This is a genomic window from Variovorax sp. Root473, from assembly GCF_001426505.1.
In the GTDB taxonomy this organism is placed as follows: domain Bacteria; phylum Pseudomonadota; class Gammaproteobacteria; order Burkholderiales; family Burkholderiaceae_C; genus Variovorax.
On record NZ_LMEV01000017.1, the window covers coordinates 728,978 to 744,873 of the forward strand.

The following is a 15,896-nucleotide window of genomic DNA, read 5'->3' on the forward strand; positions in this document are numbered from 1 at the left end:
GCGCTACCAGTCCTCTTTCACCGCCAGCACCATGTCGCGCCCCGCCGCGGCACGCCCCGCCATCCACGCTGTGAACGTGCCGGCCGCCACCACGGCCGCGCACAGCGCCAGCAGCCGCACCCAGGGCACCAGCAGGTCCATGCTCCAGTGGAAGCTCTGCGGGTTCACCACCTTCACCAGCACCACGGACACGGCCAGCCCGAGCAGCAGCCCGGCGACCGCACCGATGGCGGTCCAGGCCGCGCCTTCGCCGGCCACCACGGCCAGCACCTGCCGCCGCGTGAAGCCCAGGTGCGCGAGCAGGCCGAACTCCTTGCGCCGCGCCAGCACCTGCGCGCTGAAGCTGGCCGCGATGCCGAACAGGCCGATGGCGATGGCCACGGCCTGCAGCCAGTAGGTGACGGCAAAGCTGCGGTCGAAGATGCGCAGAGAAGTTGCGCGGATCTGGCCGACCGACGCCAGCTCGACCGCGCGATCGCGTGAGGTTCGCGAGGCGAGTGCGCGAACGGCCGCCTGCACTTCTGCTTCGGACGCACCGGGCGCGAGCCACAGCGCGACGTCGCTCACGTCGTGCTCGCCGGTGATGCGCTCGAAGTCGCGCGCGTCCATCGCAATGGCGCCGAACTGCCGCGCGTAGTCGCGCCACACGCCGGCCACGAAGAACACCTGCGGCGTCGCCGTGCGCATCGCATCGGACAGCGGCGCGAACGCGCTGCCCGGCTTCGCGCCGTACAGCTCGACCATCGGCTCGCTCACGTAGATGCCGGTCTGCCCGGGCGGCACCGGCAGCGCCTCGCCCACCAGCGGCAGCCCGCGCACCACGCCGCCTTCGAGGCTGCGCGCGATCAGCGTCACGGCGGGCTGCGCGGGGTCGAGCTGCAGCGACTGCGTGCGCAGCGTGCCGGTGCGCGCCACGCCCGGCAGCTGCGCCAGCGCCTGCACGAAGGCCGGCGCGAAGGTCGCGGTGTCGGTGCTGCTGGTGCCGCCGCTGTTGCCGCTGCCGCGCCCGCCCGAGGTGGCGCGCACGTACAGGTCGGCGGGCAGCACCACGTCGAGCCAGTGCGTGACCGATTCGCGAAAGCTCGCGACCATCACCGTGAGCGCCACCGCCAGGCTCAGGCTTGCGACCACGCCGCTCACCGCCACGGCCGCCGTGCCGCGCATGCGCCGCGCGCGCTCGACGGCGAGCATCGGCAGCACGCGCCGCGCGAACGCCGGCGCCACGCGGTCGTACAGCAGCGCGATGAGCCAGGGCAGGGCGGTGATGCCGCCCACCAGCAGGCAGGCCACCGACAGGTACGCCGCCACCGGAATGCCGCCGATGGCCGGCAGGTTGGCCAGCGCTGCGCCCGCGCCGATGAGCCCGAGCGCGAGCCCGTGGTGGCGGCCCTGCATGGGTGCCGCGCCCAGGCCCTTGAGCGTCTGCGCCTCGGGCAGCGCCTGCGCGGCGCGCGCGGGCCACCAGCCGCCCACGAGTGCAGCCACCACGCCGAGCCCGCCGTACAGCAGCGCGGCGGTGCCGCTCCAGTGCAGCCGCGGCGCCACGCCTTCGAAGTAGCCGCCGCCGAGGTCGCCGCCCAGCACGCGCAGCGCGAAGGCCGCAAGCGCGGTGCCGAGCGCCAGTCCGGCCGCGCTGCCGATCAGTCCGAGCACGAGCGATTCGGCCAGCACCAGCCGCAGCCGCTGGCGCGGCGTGAGGCCCAGCACGCCGAGGAGCGCGAACTGCTGCGCGCGCTTGGCCACGCTGAGTGCGAGCACCGAGAACACCAGGAACGCACCCGTGAACAGCGCCACCAGCGCCAGCACCGTGAGGTTGACGCGGTAGGCGCGCGACAGGTTGCTCACGCGCTCGGCCGCGTCGCCGGGCTCTGCGAACTTCAGGCCCGCGGGCCAGCCGGGCGACTTCTCGAGCGCCGCCACGAAGGCCGCGCGGTCGGTGCCTGGCGCGAGCCGCAGGTCGATGCGGCTCAGCAGGCCGAGCTGGCCGAACAGCTCCTGCGCGGCCGCGATGTCCATCACCGCCAGCGCTGCGCCGCCGGCCGTCACGTGGCCCGACACGGCAAGGCGTTGCCACGTCGCACCGCTGCGCAGCTGCAGGCTTTCGCCGGGCCCGGGCTGCAGCGGCAACTGCAGCGCCTGCCGCGCCGCCGCGTTGAGGAACACATGGCCGGGCGCGAACAGCGCGAAGCGGTCGGCATCATCGGCTGGCTGCGGCATCAGCGCCGGAGCGATGGTGGGCAGCGCGAGTGCATCGACGCCGATCACGCGCAGCGGCAGCGGGTGCCCATCGCTGCCCAGCGCGAGGCCCTGGAACTCGAGCACCGGGCTCGCCAGCGTCACCTCGGGCCGGCGCGCCAACTGGCCGAACACGGCCTCGTCGAAACTGCCCTGCGCGGCGCGCACTTCGAGGTCGGGCTGGCCGTTCACCGAGCGCACTGCGCTGGAGAACTCGTCGAGTGCCGAGGCGTTGATGAGCTGCACCGAAAACGCCAGCGCCACGCCCAGCATCACGGCCAGCACGGCCGCCGCGTTGCGCCAGGGGTGGTGCCGCAGTTCCTGCCAGGAGAAGGTCGAAAGCAATGCGCGCATGGGGTCATTGTGGCCGCCGTGGCAGGATGGCGACTCTTTCGACGATGACGACTTCACGCCCGAGGATTCCCACGATGCGGCTTCTGCCCTCCGCCTGGTGCCGCCGCTGGCTGGCGCCCTGGCTTCTCGCGCCCTGGCTGGCGGGCGCGGCGAGCGCGCAGCTCGCACCGCCGTCCGCACCCGCCGTACCGCTCTCGCTCGCCAGCGACCCGGCCGTGCTGGCCCGCACCGCGCTTGGCGCCGAGCGCGGCACGCTGGTGGTCGGCGTGCTGCGCGGCGACAAGGCTGCCTACGGCATCGCCCACAACCCCGAGCCGCTGGTGGCGCGCGCCATTGAGCCCGCCAGCGCGGAGCAGCCGATGTTCGAGATCGGCTCGGTCACCAAGGTCTTCACCGGCCTGCTGCTGGCGCAGGCTGTGGAGCGGGGCGACGTGGCGCTCGACGACAGCGTTGGCAAGCTGCTGGCCGCCACTGGCCATGCCGAGGGCCTGCCCCCCGCCGTGGCCGCGATCACGCTCAAGCAGCTCGTCACGCACACCGGCTGCCTGCCCGTGATGGCCGACGGCGTGACCGGCGGGGCCGCGCTGGCCGAGCAGTTCCGCAGCTTCGACCTGCCGATGTTCTGGGCCGCGCTCGCTCGGATCCGCCTCACCGCCGCCGCGGCGCCGTGCGAGGCACGCTACAGCAACTTCGGCATGGCGCTGCTGGGGCAGCTTCTGGCGCTGCGCTACGGCACCTCGTGGGGCGAGCTGGTGCGCGCGCGCATCACCGAGCCGCTGGGCATGAACGACACCGTGATCCCGCTCGGCGACAAGGCCTCGCGCATGGCACCGCCGTTCGCGGGCGACCAGCGCCAGCGGCGTTTCGACATGCTGGCCTACGCGCCGGCCAGCGCGCTGCGCTCGACCGCCGCCGACATGCTGGCCTTCAGTCGCGCGATCCTCGCCGGCGCCCACGGCCCGCTCGGCCCGGCCGCCTTGCGCCTGCTCACGCCGCTCGCGCGCTACCAGGGCGCCGAGATCGGTTATGCCGTCATGGTGCGCGGCCCCGAGACCGGCCGGCGCACCTACTTCCACGCGGGCGTCACCGAGGGCTACCGCACGCTCTGGCTGCTGGCGCCCGACACCGGCGAAGCGCTCATCGTGCTCGCCAGCAACCAGCGCGCACCGCTGCAGCCCGTGATGCTCGCCATCGGCAAGAGCCGCTACCCGGTGCCGACGGCGGAAGTGCCGATCGATCCGAAGCGCCTGGCCGACTACGTGGGCGAGTTCCGCGTCGGCAGTGCACAGCTGCTGGGGTTCATCGTGCGCAACGGGCGTCTGCTGGCGCGCGAATCGGGCAAGGCCTACAACGGACTCACGCCCACCGGACCCGACCGCTTTGCGGTGACCGCGATCGGCGCGCAGTTCGTGTTCCGTCGCGGCGAGGGTGGCCAAGTGAATGGCGTCACGCTGACGCAGGGTGGCAGCCGGCTTGAAGGGCGGCGCGTCGGGGTTGCGGCCCCGGCGGCACAGGACTGAGCGCCTCAGGCCCGTTCCGACATCGCGTGCAGGTACGCCCGCACCGCGCCATTGCTGCTCAACCCGATCGCCCGGTCATACGCTTGCCGCGCCGCCACGCGCGCGCCACCGGCCGCGAGCAGCTGCGCCCGCGCGGCCCAGAACGGCTGGTAGCTCGCCACTTCGTCCGGCGGGATCGCATCGAGCGCGCGCAGCCCGGTTTCAGGCCCGCGCGCGTTCGCCAGCGCACACGCCAGGCTGACCTGCGCGCCGATGCTCGGCCGCAGCGCGAGCAGGCCTTCGTACAGCGACACCAGCACTTCGGGCGGCACCGGTGCGCCGGCGCGCCGTTCGCAGTGGGCCGACTGGATCGCGGCCTCGAGCTGGTACGGTCCGAGCGACTGCATGGCCGACGCGGTGCGCAAGTGATGCTCGGCCTCGGCGAGCAGCGCGTGGTCCCAGCGTGTGATCTCCTGCTGGTCGAGCGGCACGTAGGCGCCGGCCTCGGTGCGCCGCGCGGCGGTGCGCGCCTCGCAGAACAGCATCAGCGCGAGCAGGCCCAGCGGCTCGGGGTCGCCGGGCATCAGCTGGCACAGGATGCGGCCCAGGTCGATGGCCTCGGTCGTCAGGCCGCGCGGCAGGGCGTCGGCGCCATCGACGTCGTCCCAGCCGGTGCCGTAGGCAGCGTAGATGCCGTCGAGCACGTCGCGCAGCCGGTGTGGCAGGTCGCGGGCCTGGGGGTATTCGAACGAGAGGCCGGCCGCGCGGATGCGGGCCTTGGCGCGCACCAGCCGCTGGCCCAGCGCGGAGGGCGAGGTGAGGAAGGCGCCGGCCATGCGCGCGGCATCGAGGCCGAGCACGGTCTGCAGCATGAGCGGCGCGCGCGCAGCGGCGTCGATGGCCGGGTGCGCGCAGACGAACAGCAGACGCAGCCGCTCGTCGGTCACCGTGGCGGCATCGGGGTCGGCCTCGTCCATCTCGCCCGCGAGCAGCAGCAGCGTCTGCGTGGCGTCGTCCTGCACGCGGCTGTGGCGCCAGGCGTCGAGCTTGCGGTGCCGCGCGACGCTCAGCAGCCAGGCGTCGGGCTGCACCGGCACGCCGTCGGTGGGCCAGCGCTCCAGCGCGCGGGCGAAGGCGTCGGCGAGGGCGTCTTCGGAGGCGGCAATGTCGTGCGTGCGCGCGGACAGGATGGCCAGCAGCCGTCCATAGGACTCGCGTGCCGCGCGTTCGGCGGCGTGATGTGCCGCCGGAGTGGTCACGTCTGGCTCGCGCCCGCCGTCGCGGTGGCCGTGAAGACCGGTCGCACTTCGACACCGCCGCTGGCGGCGCAGGGCGCGCGCGCGGCCCATTCGAGCGCCGCGTCGAGGTCGGGCACGTCGACCACGAAGTAGCCGCCGAGCTGCTCCTTGGTGTCGGCGAAGGGGCCGTCCTGAACCTGGCGCTTGTCGCCGCGCACGCGCAGCGTGGTGCCTGTCATGGGCGGCAACAGGCCGTGGCCGCCGAGCGCGACGCCCGACTGGCGCACCGCGTCGGCATACGCGATCCAGCTGGCGCGGTAGGCCTGCGACGAGGCGTCGTCGCGTTGTTCGAATTCGGCCGCGGGTTGGTAGAACATCAACATGTACTGCATGGTGTTTCTCCTGGAAGGGAAAACTTGCCGAGCAAGAGCGCTCACCACAATGACGGCCCGCAGTCGGTCATTTCGACACCGGATTGGTGCCGAGCAGAAGATTCTTGTCCTGTTCGAGCTTTGGCGCAACGAGGGCAACCGCCCCCTCGTGCGGGCTCAGGCGGCGCGGGCGCGCACCGCGGGCGTGAACAGCGTTTCCATTTCCTGGCGCAACCGGTAGGCGGCGGTGGTGGTGTCCATCGCCACGTCGGCCCAGCTCAGGCTCTGGCCCTTCTTCACGGGGCGCACGAGCTTGACGTTGTGCGCCAGCCCGAGCGGCAGGCCGCCCAGGCGCAGCGAGCGCTCGGCGGGCAGCAGCTTGCCCCAGACGGTGTAGCCGCCTTCGCCGTCGAGCATCTCGCCGGCCGCCAGGTCGCGCTTGGCGGTGGCGACCACGTCGGCGTTCCAGCCGGTGGCCACGCCGGTGGGCTCGCCGCGCAGCGCCACGCTGGCGACCGACAGGCCCACTTCGAGCCCAATGAGGTGCCAGCGCTTGTACAGCGTGAAGTAGCGCCCGCTCGGGTCGGTGTGGGCGTTGTATTCCTCGAAGCAGTTCTTGATGTAGTCGGTCTCGGCCTCGACCGTGACCCACACGCCCATGCGGATGTCGTAGGGAATTTTGCGGCCATCGGCTTCGAGCGAGGAGATCACCTCGACCATGCCCTTGCGCTCCAGCACGCCGCCCTCGCTGCGTGGCCGGGTGACGAAGGGAATGTCTTCCACGCTCGCGGGCGGGTAGAGCAGGCCGTCGGAAGGCACGCCCAGGCCGGTGGCATTGGCCACGGCCGAGCTTTCGATCGACGGTTTCGAGCCGTCGAGGAAGCTGTTGAACATCTTCGGATTGAGCCCGCCGCGCTTGGCCTGCTCGGGCGTGAGGCCGTAGTTGCCCCACACGGTCTCGGGCGTCGATTCGGTGAAGTGCGGCAGCCACTTGTGGCCGCGCCCGGCCGCCACCACCGGAAAGCCGCAGGTGCGCGCCCAGTCGACCAGGTCGCAGATCAGCGCGGGCTGGTCGCCGAAGGCCAGCGAATACACCACGCCGGCCTGCTGCGCCTTGTGCGCGAGCAGCGGGCCGCAGAAGGCGTCGGCCTCGACCGTCACGTTGACCACGTGCTTGCCGTGCGCGAAGGCGTCCAGGCAGTGGTCGACCGCGGCGATCGGGTTGCCGGTGCACTCGACCACGATGTCGATGCTGGGCTCGCGCGTCACGGCCTGCCAGTCGTCGGTGATCCAGGTGGCGCCGGTCTTCAGCGCCTCCTGCACCGAGCCCGCATTGCTGCGCTCGGCCTGCCAGCCCACGCGCTCGAGGTTGACGCGCGCGGCGGCGGGCGAAAGGTCGGCAATGGCGACCAGCTGCACGCCGGGCGTGCGCGGAATCTGCGCCAGGTACATGGCGCCGAACTTGCCGGCGCCGATCAGGCCGATGCGAATGGGGCGGCCTTCGGCGGCGCGTTGTTGTAGGCGGGTGTGCAGGCTCATGGCGGTCAGGCTTCCACAGGTTCGATGACGTCGAGCGAGGTGCGCAGCGCGCTCTCGGGCAGGCCGTCTTTCCACGGCACGTCGACGGGGTAGGGCTGGCGCAGGCAGTCGTCGGGCAGCATCTCGATGGGCGTGAAATCGCGATGCGCGATGAATTCCGGCCGCTTGTGGCGGCGGATGTGGTTGCTGACCGCGCACAGGCTCAGGTACACGGCCACGCGGTTGAACGGCGAGAGGTTGCTGCCCGAGGCATGCACCAGGCAGCTGTGGAACAGGATCATCGAACCGGCCGGCCCCTTGGGCGAGACGATGCCGCCCTGCTTGCCGCCGGCGCGGTCGACCAGCTGGCGGATCAGGTCGTTGTCGACCGTCCACAGCGGGTAGCTGGTGGTCGTGAGGTCGTGCCTGGCATCGACCACGCCCTTGCGGTGGCTGCCCGGAATGAACATCAGCGGGCCGTTGTGCTCGGTCACTTCGTCCAGAAAGATGGCGACGTTCATCGCGCGCTCGGTGGGCATCAGGTCGTCGTTGAGCCAGGTGCCGTAGTCCTGGTGCCATTGCCACACGTCGCCCTCGAAGGCCATCTTGCCGTTGATCTTGAACTGGTGCATGTAGACCGCCTCGTCGAACAGGTCCATCACCGGCTCGACCATGCGCGGGTGCCGCGCCAGCCGCGCGAAGGGTTCGCTGATGAGGTGCGCCGCGAAGTTTGTGCGCACGGCGTCGGAGCCTTTCTCGCGCACGTTGAAGGCCGCGCGCTTGCTGTACAGGTCGGGCACCGCATCGGTCAGCACCTTCGTCTCCTCGGGCGAGAAGTGGCCGGGGAAGAACAGGTAGCCGTCGCGCTCGAACTGCGCGCGTTGCTCGGGGGTCAGCTTCATGCCTTGTCTCCTTTTGTGGCGGGGGTTGCAGATGCGGATGCCATGTGTGCCAGCTGCTGCGCGAGCCGCTCGGCCAGCGCGTCGCTGGCGCGCGAGACGTGCTCGTCGCTCAGGCGCGCGGCGTGTTCCCCGTCGCCGGCGGCAATCGCGTCGGCAATGGCTTCGTGCTCATCCCACAGCGACTCGCGCTGCGGCTCGGCCTGCAGCACCGCGCCCATCGCGCGGCGCAGGTGGCGCCAGTGCGGGTCGGCGCTCTGGCCGATCAGCGGGTTGCCCGAGGCGGCGTAGATGGCCTGGTGGAAGGCCACGTCGGCATCGATCATGGCTTCGACGTTGCGCCCGCGCGCCGCGCGCCGGCCGCGCTCGATGAGCTTCGGGTCGATGCGAAAGCGTTGCTGGGCCGCCAGCCGCGCGGCCAGCACGTCGAGCGCACCGCGCACCTGGTAGACCTTGCGCATCGCCTCGGCCTCCAGCGGCGCCACCAGCACGCCGCGCCCTGGCGCGTCCTGCACGAAGCCGTCTTTCTTGAGCAGCCGCAGCGCCTGCAGCACCGGCTGGCGCGACACCGCGAGCCGCGCCGCGATGTCTTCCTGCGTGAGCCGCTCGCCCGGCGCGAGCGCGCCGCTGCTGATGGCGCCGAGCAGGGCGCGGTAGACCTGATCGACGAGGTCGGGGGCGACTTCGATGCTGAGCAACTGGGCGGGCATGGCGGGCCTTTCTGAACTCTGTATACAGAGTACGGACTTCGGGGGCGATGCGCATCCCCGGGTTTTTACCCACCGGGGCTGCAGGAAGACGTCGGGCGCCGCTAAGCTTGCGCGATGCAACTCCCCACCTACGACGACGTCATCGCCGCGGCCGCGCGGCTCGAAGGCCATGCCCACCGCACGCCGGTGCTGCAATCGACCACCGCCAATGAACGCTGGGGTGCGCAGTTCTTCTTCAAGTGCGAAAACTTCCAGCGCATGGGCGCGTTCAAGTTCCGCGGTGCGTTCAATGCGCTGTCGAAGTTCGACGCGGCGCAGCGCCAGGGCGGCGTCATCGCCTTCTCGTCGGGCAACCACGCGCAGGCCATCGCGCTGTCGGCGCGGTTGCTGTCGATGCCGGCGGTGATCGTCATGCCCAAGGACGCGCCCGCCGCCAAGGTCGCGGCCACCAAGGGCTACGGCGCCGAAGTGGTGATGTACGACCGCTTCACCGAAGACCGCGAGGCGCTGACGAAGCGGCTCGCGCAGGAACGCGGCATGACGATGATCCCGCCCTACGACCACCCCGACGTGCTCACGGGGCAGGGCACGGCGGTGAAGGAACTCATCGAGGAGACCGGCCCGCTCGATCACCTGTTCGTGTGCCTGGGCGGCGGCGGGCTGCTGTCGGGTTCGGCGCTGTCGGCGCGCGCGTTGTCACCTGCCTGCAAGGTTTACGGCGTGGAGCCCGAGGCCGGCAACGACGGCCAGCAGTCGCTGCGCGCGGGGAAGATCGTGCACATCGAGACGCCCAAGACCATCGCCGACGGCGCGCAGACGCAGCACCTGGGCGCGTACACCTTCGGCATCATCCGGCGCGACGTGGACGACATCTTCACCGTGACCGACGAGCAGCTCGTCGAGGCGATGCGCTTCTTCGCCGAGCGCATGAAGATGGTGGTGGAGCCGACGGGGTGCCTGGCGTTCGCGGGCGCCATTGCGGCGGCGAAGGCCATCGAAGGCCAGCGCGTGGGCATCGTGATCAGCGGCGGCAACGTCGACCTGTCGCGCTACGCGTCGCTGATCAGCTGATTCTTTTCAGGCCCGGATACCGCTCGCCGTCAGGTGCAGCAAGCGGTCCGCGCGCGCCGCCGCGCCCTCCGAGTGCGTGACCAGCACCAGCGAAGCGCCGTGCTCGCGCGTCTGGCCGATCAGCAGGTCCATCACCTTGGCGGCGGTCGACGGGTCGAGGTTGCCGGTGGGCTCGTCGGCGAGCAGCAGCGCGGGCCGGTGCACCAGCGCGCGCGCAATCGCCACGCGTTGCAGCTGGCCGCCCGACAGCGTCTGCGGCAGCCGCGCGCCCATGCCGGGCAGGCCGACGGCGTCGAGCATGTGGGCCACGCGCGCGTCTTCGCGCGGGCGGCCCAGCAGCATCAGCGGCAGCGACACGTTCTGCGCCACGTCGAGGTGCGGCAGCACATGGAAGGCCTGGAACACGAAGCCCACGTGCTGGCGGCGCCACAGCGCGCGGGCCTCGCCGTCGAGCGCGCCGATGTCGGTGCCGTCGTGTGACACGCTGCCTTCATCCCAAGTGTCGAGGCCGGCCATGCAGTTGAGCAGGGTCGACTTGCCCACGCCCGATTCGCCCACGATGGCGACGAACTCGCCGGGCGCGACCTGCAGGCTCACGTGTTCGAAGACCGGCGCGTCGCCGTAGTGCTTGCCGAGGTTGGACAGGTGCAGGGTCATGCGGCGGGCGCCGCGAGGCGGACGATGTGCTGCACGGCGGCGTCCACTGCGCCGGGCGCGTCGCAGGCGATCACGGTGCGCTGCGGCATGCTGCGCAGCCAGGTGATCTGCCGCTTGGCGAGCTGGCGCGTGGCGGCGATGCCGCGCTCGCGCAGCTCGCCCAGGGCCTTGGCATCGGGCGCCGCGTCGCCGCAGGCGTCGAACATCTCCCAGGCCTGGCGGTAGCCCACGCAGCGCATCGAGGGCAGGTCGGGCGACAGGTCGCCGCGCGCGCGCAGGGCCTTCACCTCGTCGAGAAAACCGGCCGCGAGCATCGCGTCGAAGCGTTCGGCGATGCGCCTGTGCAGCCAGGCGCGGTCGTCGGGTTCGAGCGAGACCAGCACGCCGCCATCGACCGCCTTGGCGGCCTTGGTGTCGCTCGCATGGAAGCTCGACAGCGGCTGGCCGCTGCTTTCCCACACTTCGAGCGCGCGCTGGATGCGCTGGCTGTCCTGCGGCGCGAGCCGCGCGGCGGTGACGGGGTCGACCTGCGCGAGCCGCGCATGCATGGCGGGCCAGCCGAGCGCGGCGGCTTCGGCGTCGAGGCGCGCGCGCACGGCCGCATCGGCGGCGGGCATGGCGTCGATGCCGTCGAACAGCGCCTTGAAATACAGCATGGTGCCGCCCACGAGCAGCGGCAGCGCGCCGCGCGCGCGGATGGCGTCGATGAGCCGCGTGGCGTCGGCCACGAAGGCGGCGGCGCTGTAGCTGTCGCGCGCATCGAGGATGTCGATCAGGTGGTGCGGCACGGCGGCCTGCTCGGCGGCGGTGGGCTTGGCGGTGCCGATGTCCATGCCGCGGTAGACCAGCGCCGAATCGACGCTGACGATCTCGACCGGCTGCAGCCGGGCCACGGCCAGCGCCACGGCGGTCTTGCCGGAGGCGGTGGGGCCGGCGAGGGCGATGTAGCGCGGAGACACAGGGGAAACGGGGGGCATGCGTCGAGGGTAGCAAATGGCACGCACCGCGCGGCTGCGCGGGGGTTGCCCGCGACGCAGACCCCGTGCTTCAGGCGACGACGACGGTCGCGTCCCGCATGCGCCGGATGTCGCGCAGCGGCGGCGCACCGAACAGGCGCGCGTACTCGCGGCTGAACTGCGAGGCGCTTTCGTAGCCGACGCGCACGCCGGCCGTGCCTGCGTCGATGTTCTGGTTGAGCATCAGCTGCCGGGCTTCCTGCAGGCGCAGCTGCTTCAGGTACTGCATCGGGCTCATGCCGGTCACGGCGCGGAAGTGCTGGCGGTAGGTCGACGGGCTCATGTGCGCGGACGCGGCCAGCTCGTCCGCCTGCACCGGCTTCCTGAAATTCATCTTGAGCCACGCCAGGCTCTGCGCCACCTGTTGGCTGGGCGAGCCGACGGTCATGAGGCGCTGCAGCTGCGGGCCATGGCGCCCGGCGAGCAGGCGCACGACGATTTCCTTCTGCAGCAGCGGCGCGAGCTGCGGAACGAGCCGGGGCTCGGCCAGCAGCTCGACGAGCCGCGTGACGGTGCCCAGCAGCGTCGGGTCGAGCGCGCCCAGCGACAGGGCGCGCTGGTTGTGGGGCTCCCTGGACGGCGGCGGCAACGCCATCTCGGTCGCCACCTGCACGATGGCGCGCGGATCGAGCCGGATCATGAGGCCCAGGAAGGGCTGCGCCGCGCTGGCGCGGGTGACGTGCGCCACCACGGGCAGGTCGGCCGTGATCAGCAGTGACTGGCCGGCGCCGTATTCATAGATCTCGTCGCCGAGCGCCGCGCGCTTCTGTCCGCCGACGGTGATGCCCAGGCCGAAGCCGTAGATGCAATGCACGGGCTCGGTCGCGGCGCTGCGGCGGTGCAGCGAGAGTTCGGGAATGGCAGTGGCGTGGTCGCCGTCGTTTCGGGCAATGCGCCCGACGGCCGTGGCCAGGGCGCCGAGGACGGCCGAATCGTCTGGATGCGTCGGCGGTAGAACTTCCATCTGAATCCTTTCGGCTGCTTGCGCAAAGTCTATCGGGCGCTTCTCATGCGACTGGCGTTTCCGGCGCAGTCTCGTTGTTTCAGGCAAGAACGCGCGCGGATTGGGCAAGTGGCCGCGCGCGCTTCATCGGACACTGGCCGCCGTGAAGTCTTGGCGCGCGGCGCGAGGACCGTGCTTTCCCTCCACGATGATGAAAAAAGAAATGACCCACGACGAACGACATTCGCATCGCATCACCGCCTCGCTCGTGGCCGCATTGGCCATCGGCGCGAGCATGGCCGGGTCCGCGCCCGCCTTCGCCAGCACCGCGCTGGCGCAGAAGTACGCGTGCGTGGCCTGCCACCAGCCCGCCGTGAAGGTGGTGGGCCCTTCCTGGAAGGAAATCGGCGCGCGCTACGGCGACGGCAAGGGCACGGCCGCGCAGCTGGCGGCCAGCATCAAGGGCGGCAGCTCGGGCAAGTGGGGCGCGATGCCCATGCCCGCGCAAGCCCAGGTCCCCGACGCAGACCTGCAGGCGCTCGCGCAATGGGTGCTCGACGGCGCCAAGTGAACCAAATCCTTCCTTCAGATCAACCCAATCCACGGAGAACAACAACATGAGCGCGCTCCACGTCAACGGCCGTGACCACACGGTCGACGCCGACCCCGGCACCCCCATCCTCTGGGCCCTGCGCGACACGCTGGGCATGACCGGCACCAAGTTCGGCTGCGGCGCGGCGCTGTGCGGCGCCTGCACCGTGCACATGGACGGCCAGGCCATCCGCTCGTGCGTCACGCCCATCGCGGCAGCCGAGGGCAAGAAGATCACCACCATCGAAGCCGTGACCGGCGGCAGCGACCGCGTGGGCGCTGCCGTGCATGCCGCGTGGGTCAAGCACGATGTCGCGCAGTGCGGCTACTGCCAGAGCGGCCAGATCATGAGTGCGACGGCGTTCCTGCAGTCGCTGCCCAAGGGCAAGCAGCCCAGCGCGGACGAGATCGACTCGGCCATGGCGGGCAACATCTGCCGCTGCGGCACCTACGCCCGCATCCGCGCCGCCGTGGCCGATGCGGCCAAGACCCTCGCCTGAAGGAGCCGACATGCTGCCCCACATCAACTACAACGAACTGCCGCGCGCGCTGCAGCGCCTGATGGCCCAGGCTTCGACCCGCGACACCGACGAGGCCGCCACGCTGCCGCGCCGCAGCTTCCTGAAGATCGTCGGCGCCGGTGGCTTCGCGCTCGGCGCCTTCCCCCACCTGGCCATGGCGCAGGCCGACGGTCCGGCCAAGGCCGGCGGCGCGCTCAAGCCGACGCAACAGCCGTCGGCCTTCGTGCAGATCTCGCCCAATGGCGAGGTCATGGTGACCATCAACCGACTCGAATTCGGGCAGGGCGTGCAGACCGGCCTGCCGATGATCCTGGCCGAAGAGCTCGATGCCGACTGGGCCCTGGTGCGCAGCCGCAGCGGCACCAACGATGCCGCCTATGCCGACCCGCTCTTCGGCATGCACCTGACCGGCGGTTCCAACTCGATCAAGAACAGCTACACGCAGTACCGCGAACTGGGCGCGCGTGCGCGGGCCATGCTGCTGTCGGCCGCGGCGCAGCGCTGGAAGGTCGACGTGGCCACGCTGCGCACGCAGGCCGGCACCGTGATCGGCCCGGGCGGGCGCAAGGCGGGCTATGGCGAGCTGGCCGAAGCAGCCATGGCGCTGCCGGTGCCCGAGACGGTCACGCTGAAGAGCCCGAAGGACTTCCGCATCATCGGCCGCCCGACCACGCGCCTGGACGCGCGCGCCAAGAGCAGCGGCAAGCAGGACTTCGGCATCGACGTGCGCCAACCCGGCCAGCTCACGGCCGTGGTGGCGCATCCGCCGGTGTTCGGTGCCCGCCTGGCGTCGGTGGACGACAGCGCCGCGCGCGCCGTCAAGGGTGTGAAGGCGGTGCTGCGCATTCCGCTGGACCGCGGCGCCGAAGGCGTGGCCGTGGTGGCCGACGGCTACTGGCCGGCCAAGCTGGGCCGCGACGCGCTGAAGCTGCAATGGGACACCGCCGCCGTCGAGAAGGTCGACAGCGACAAGCAGCTCGCGCAATACCGCGAGCTGGCCGGCCGCCCCGGCAACCGCAAGTTCGACGCCGACATGGCGCCGCTGGCCAATGCGCCGCACAAGCTCGAAGCCGAGTTCGTGTTCCCGTACCTCGCGCACGCGCCGATGGAGCCCGAGAACTGCACCGTGAAGCTGTCGGAAGGGCGCGCCGAGCTGTGGGTCGGCACGCAGTCCGCCGACAGTGACGGCCAGGCCGCGGCGCGCACGCTGAAGCTGGCTCCCTCGCAGGTCAAGGTCAACGTGCAGATGGCGGGCGGCGGCTTCGGACGGCGCTTCGCGCCGAGCAGCGACTTCGTGGTCGAGGCCTGCGAGGTCGCCAAGGCCGCGCGCACGGCCGGCCTCGACGCGCCGGTGCGCCTGCTCTGGAGCCGCGAGGACGACATCAAGGGCGGCTACTACCGGCCCATGCACCTGCACCGCGCGCGCATCGGTTTCGACGAGCGCGGCAAGATCCTGGCGTGGGACCACGTCATCGTGGGCCAGTCCATCACCGCGGGCTCGGTGTTCGCCGCAATGATGGTGAAGGACGGCATCGACGCCACCGCCGTGGAAGGTATGCGCGACCCGTACCCCGTGCCGATGCGCCTCACCGTGCATCACCCGCAGGTCAACGTGCCGGTGCTGTGGTGGCGCAGCGTGGGCTCCACGCACACGGCCTTCGTGATGGAAACGCTGATCGACGAGGTCGCGCGCAGCACGAAGCAGGACCCGGTGGCCTACCGCATGCAGCTGTTCGGCGACAAGCACCCGCGCCACCGCGCTGCGCTGCAACTGGCGGTGGACAAGAGCGGCTACGGCAAGAAGAAGCTGGCCGAAGGCCGCGCCTGGGGCGTGGCGGTGCACGAGTCCTTCGAGTCGGTGGTGGCCTATGTGGTCGAAGCCTCGGTCAAGGACGGCCAGCCGGTGCTGCACCGCGTGACCTCGGGCGTGCATTGCAACCTGGCGGTGAACCCGCGCAGCGTGGAAGCGCAGGTGCAGGGCGCGGCGGTGATGGGGTTGTCGACCTGCCTGCAGGGCAGCGCCATCACGTTGAAGGACGGCGTCGTGCAGCAGGGCAACTTCGGCGACTTCACCGTGGCGCGCATCACGCAGGTGCCCGAGTTCGACGTGCACATCGTGCCGAGTGCCGATGCGCCCAAGGGCATGGGCGAGCCCGGCCTGCCGCCGCTGGCGCCTGCGTTCGCGAATGCCGTCGCGCAGCTGACCGGCAAGCCCTTGCGCCAGCTGCCGTTCGACCTGGCCTCGGCCTGACGCGGGAACGGACCGGCGCAAA

At 71.4% G+C, this 15,896-nt stretch carries 14 protein-coding genes; 5 read left to right on the forward strand and 9 right to left on the reverse strand.

The features are described from left to right. Positions 1-3: 3 nt before the first annotated feature. Entirely contained in the window at positions 4-2,589 is a 2,586-nt protein-coding gene (locus tag ASD34_RS16685) for an FtsX-like permease family protein (protein ID WP_056579644.1), read from the reverse strand. 74 nt (positions 2,590-2,663) lie between these two features. Between ASD34_RS16685 and ASD34_RS16690 the strand changes: the two genes are divergently transcribed. Continuing rightward, positions 2,664-4,109: a serine hydrolase domain-containing protein gene (locus ASD34_RS16690; RefSeq protein ID WP_056579647.1), complete on the forward strand. Its 1,446-nt coding sequence runs from the start codon at positions 2,664-2,666 to the stop codon at positions 4,107-4,109. A gap of 5 nt (positions 4,110-4,114) precedes the next feature. Here ASD34_RS16690 and ASD34_RS16695 read toward each other — a convergent pair whose 3' ends face one another. The 5 genes from ASD34_RS16695 to ASD34_RS16715 all read right to left on the reverse strand — a co-directional run bounded on the left by ASD34_RS16695 (position 4,115) and on the right by ASD34_RS16715 (position 8,824). After that, a complete protein-coding gene (locus tag ASD34_RS16695; protein WP_056579649.1) occupies positions 4,115-5,347 on the reverse strand; it encodes an RNA polymerase sigma factor in 1,233 nt (410 codons plus the stop codon). Beyond that, a complete protein-coding gene (locus ASD34_RS16700) occupies positions 5,344-5,718 on the reverse strand; it encodes a YciI family protein (RefSeq protein WP_056579652.1) in 375 nt (124 codons plus the stop codon). The genes ASD34_RS16695 and ASD34_RS16700 overlap by 4 nt, the downstream gene beginning before the upstream one ends. Before the next feature lie 156 nt (positions 5,719-5,874). Further along, positions 5,875-7,236: an NAD(P)H-dependent oxidoreductase gene (locus ASD34_RS16705; protein ID WP_056579654.1), complete on the reverse strand. Its 1,362-nt coding sequence runs from the start codon at positions 7,234-7,236 to the stop codon at positions 5,875-5,877. A gap of 5 nt (positions 7,237-7,241) precedes the next feature. Beyond that, on the reverse strand, positions 7,242-8,117 hold the full coding sequence (locus ASD34_RS16710) for a phytanoyl-CoA dioxygenase family protein (protein WP_056579656.1): 876 nt from the start codon (positions 8,115-8,117) through the stop codon (positions 7,242-7,244). Further along, the gene (locus tag ASD34_RS16715) at positions 8,114-8,824 is read right to left on the reverse strand and encodes a GntR family transcriptional regulator (protein ID WP_056579658.1); all 711 of its coding nucleotides are present in this window, start codon (positions 8,822-8,824) and stop codon (positions 8,114-8,116) included. The genes ASD34_RS16710 and ASD34_RS16715 overlap by 4 nt, the downstream gene beginning before the upstream one ends. A 114-nt stretch (positions 8,825-8,938) precedes the next feature. On the opposite strand from ASD34_RS16715, the gene ASD34_RS16720 reads away from it, so the two are divergent. Further along, the gene (locus ASD34_RS16720) at positions 8,939-9,895 is read left to right on the forward strand and encodes a threo-3-hydroxy-L-aspartate ammonia-lyase (RefSeq protein ID WP_056579660.1); all 957 of its coding nucleotides are present in this window, start codon (positions 8,939-8,941) and stop codon (positions 9,893-9,895) included. A 6-nt stretch (positions 9,896-9,901) separates the two neighbouring features. On the opposite strand, the gene ASD34_RS16725 is transcribed toward ASD34_RS16720, so the two are convergent. The 3 genes from ASD34_RS16725 to ASD34_RS16735 all read right to left on the reverse strand — a co-directional run bounded on the left by ASD34_RS16725 (position 9,902) and on the right by ASD34_RS16735 (position 12,532). Next, entirely contained in the window at positions 9,902-10,552 is a 651-nt protein-coding gene (locus ASD34_RS16725; RefSeq protein ID WP_056579662.1) for an ABC transporter ATP-binding protein, read from the reverse strand. After that, entirely contained in the window at positions 10,549-11,529 is a 981-nt protein-coding gene (miaA, locus tag ASD34_RS16730; RefSeq protein ID WP_056579664.1) for a tRNA (adenosine(37)-N6)-dimethylallyltransferase MiaA, read from the reverse strand. Before miaA ends, ASD34_RS16725 begins: the two co-directional genes overlap by 4 nt. A 70-nt stretch (positions 11,530-11,599) precedes the next feature. Then, entirely contained in the window at positions 11,600-12,532 is a 933-nt protein-coding gene (locus ASD34_RS16735) for an AraC family transcriptional regulator (protein ID WP_056579667.1), read from the reverse strand. A gap of 202 nt (positions 12,533-12,734) precedes the next feature. On the opposite strand from ASD34_RS16735, the gene ASD34_RS16740 reads away from it, so the two are divergent. The 3 genes from ASD34_RS16740 to ASD34_RS16750 are packed head-to-tail and all read left to right on the forward strand — an operon-like array spanning position 12,735 to position 15,874. After that, entirely contained in the window at positions 12,735-13,082 is a 348-nt protein-coding gene (locus ASD34_RS16740) for a c-type cytochrome (protein WP_235510095.1), read from the forward strand. A gap of 46 nt (positions 13,083-13,128) precedes the next feature. Continuing rightward, positions 13,129-13,602: a (2Fe-2S)-binding protein gene (locus ASD34_RS16745; protein ID WP_056579669.1), complete on the forward strand. Its 474-nt coding sequence runs from the start codon at positions 13,129-13,131 to the stop codon at positions 13,600-13,602. A 10-nt stretch (positions 13,603-13,612) separates the two neighbouring features. After that, complete coding sequence (locus ASD34_RS16750; protein WP_056579671.1) at positions 13,613-15,874, forward strand: xanthine dehydrogenase family protein molybdopterin-binding subunit; 2,262 nt, start codon at positions 13,613-13,615, stop codon at positions 15,872-15,874. Positions 15,875-15,896 lie beyond the last annotated feature (22 nt).

Coding starts and splice junctions, on each gene's coding strand:
- ASD34_RS16685 (WP_056579644.1), bottom strand. CDS start 2,589: ATGCGCGCATTGCTTTCGACCTTCTCCTGGCAGGAACTGCGGCACCAC.
- ASD34_RS16690 (WP_056579647.1), top strand. CDS start 2,664: ATGCGGCTTCTGCCCTCCGCCTGGTGCCGCCGCTGGCTGGCGCCCTGG.
- ASD34_RS16700 (WP_056579652.1), bottom strand. CDS start 5,718: ATGCAGTACATGTTGATGTTCTACCAACCCGCGGCCGAATTCGAACAA.
- ASD34_RS16705 (WP_056579654.1), bottom strand. CDS start 7,236: ATGAGCCTGCACACCCGCCTACAACAACGCGCCGCCGAAGGCCGCCCC.
- ASD34_RS16710 (WP_056579656.1), bottom strand. CDS start 8,117: ATGAAGCTGACCCCCGAGCAACGCGCGCAGTTCGAGCGCGACGGCTAC.
- ASD34_RS16715 (WP_056579658.1), bottom strand. CDS start 8,824: ATGCCCGCCCAGTTGCTCAGCATCGAAGTCGCCCCCGACCTCGTCGAT.
- ASD34_RS16720 (WP_056579660.1), top strand. CDS start 8,939: ATGCAACTCCCCACCTACGACGACGTCATCGCCGCGGCCGCGCGGCTC.
- ASD34_RS16725 (WP_056579662.1), bottom strand. CDS start 10,552: ATGACCCTGCACCTGTCCAACCTCGGCAAGCACTACGGCGACGCGCCG.
- miaA (WP_056579664.1), bottom strand. CDS start 11,529: ATGCCCCCCGTTTCCCCTGTGTCTCCGCGCTACATCGCCCTCGCCGGC.
- ASD34_RS16735 (WP_056579667.1), bottom strand. CDS start 12,532: ATGGAAGTTCTACCGCCGACGCATCCAGACGATTCGGCCGTCCTCGGC.
- ASD34_RS16740 (WP_235510095.1), top strand. CDS start 12,735: ATGACCCACGACGAACGACATTCGCATCGCATCACCGCCTCGCTCGTG.
- ASD34_RS16745 (WP_056579669.1), top strand. CDS start 13,129: ATGAGCGCGCTCCACGTCAACGGCCGTGACCACACGGTCGACGCCGAC.
- ASD34_RS16750 (WP_056579671.1), top strand. CDS start 13,613: ATGCTGCCCCACATCAACTACAACGAACTGCCGCGCGCGCTGCAGCGC.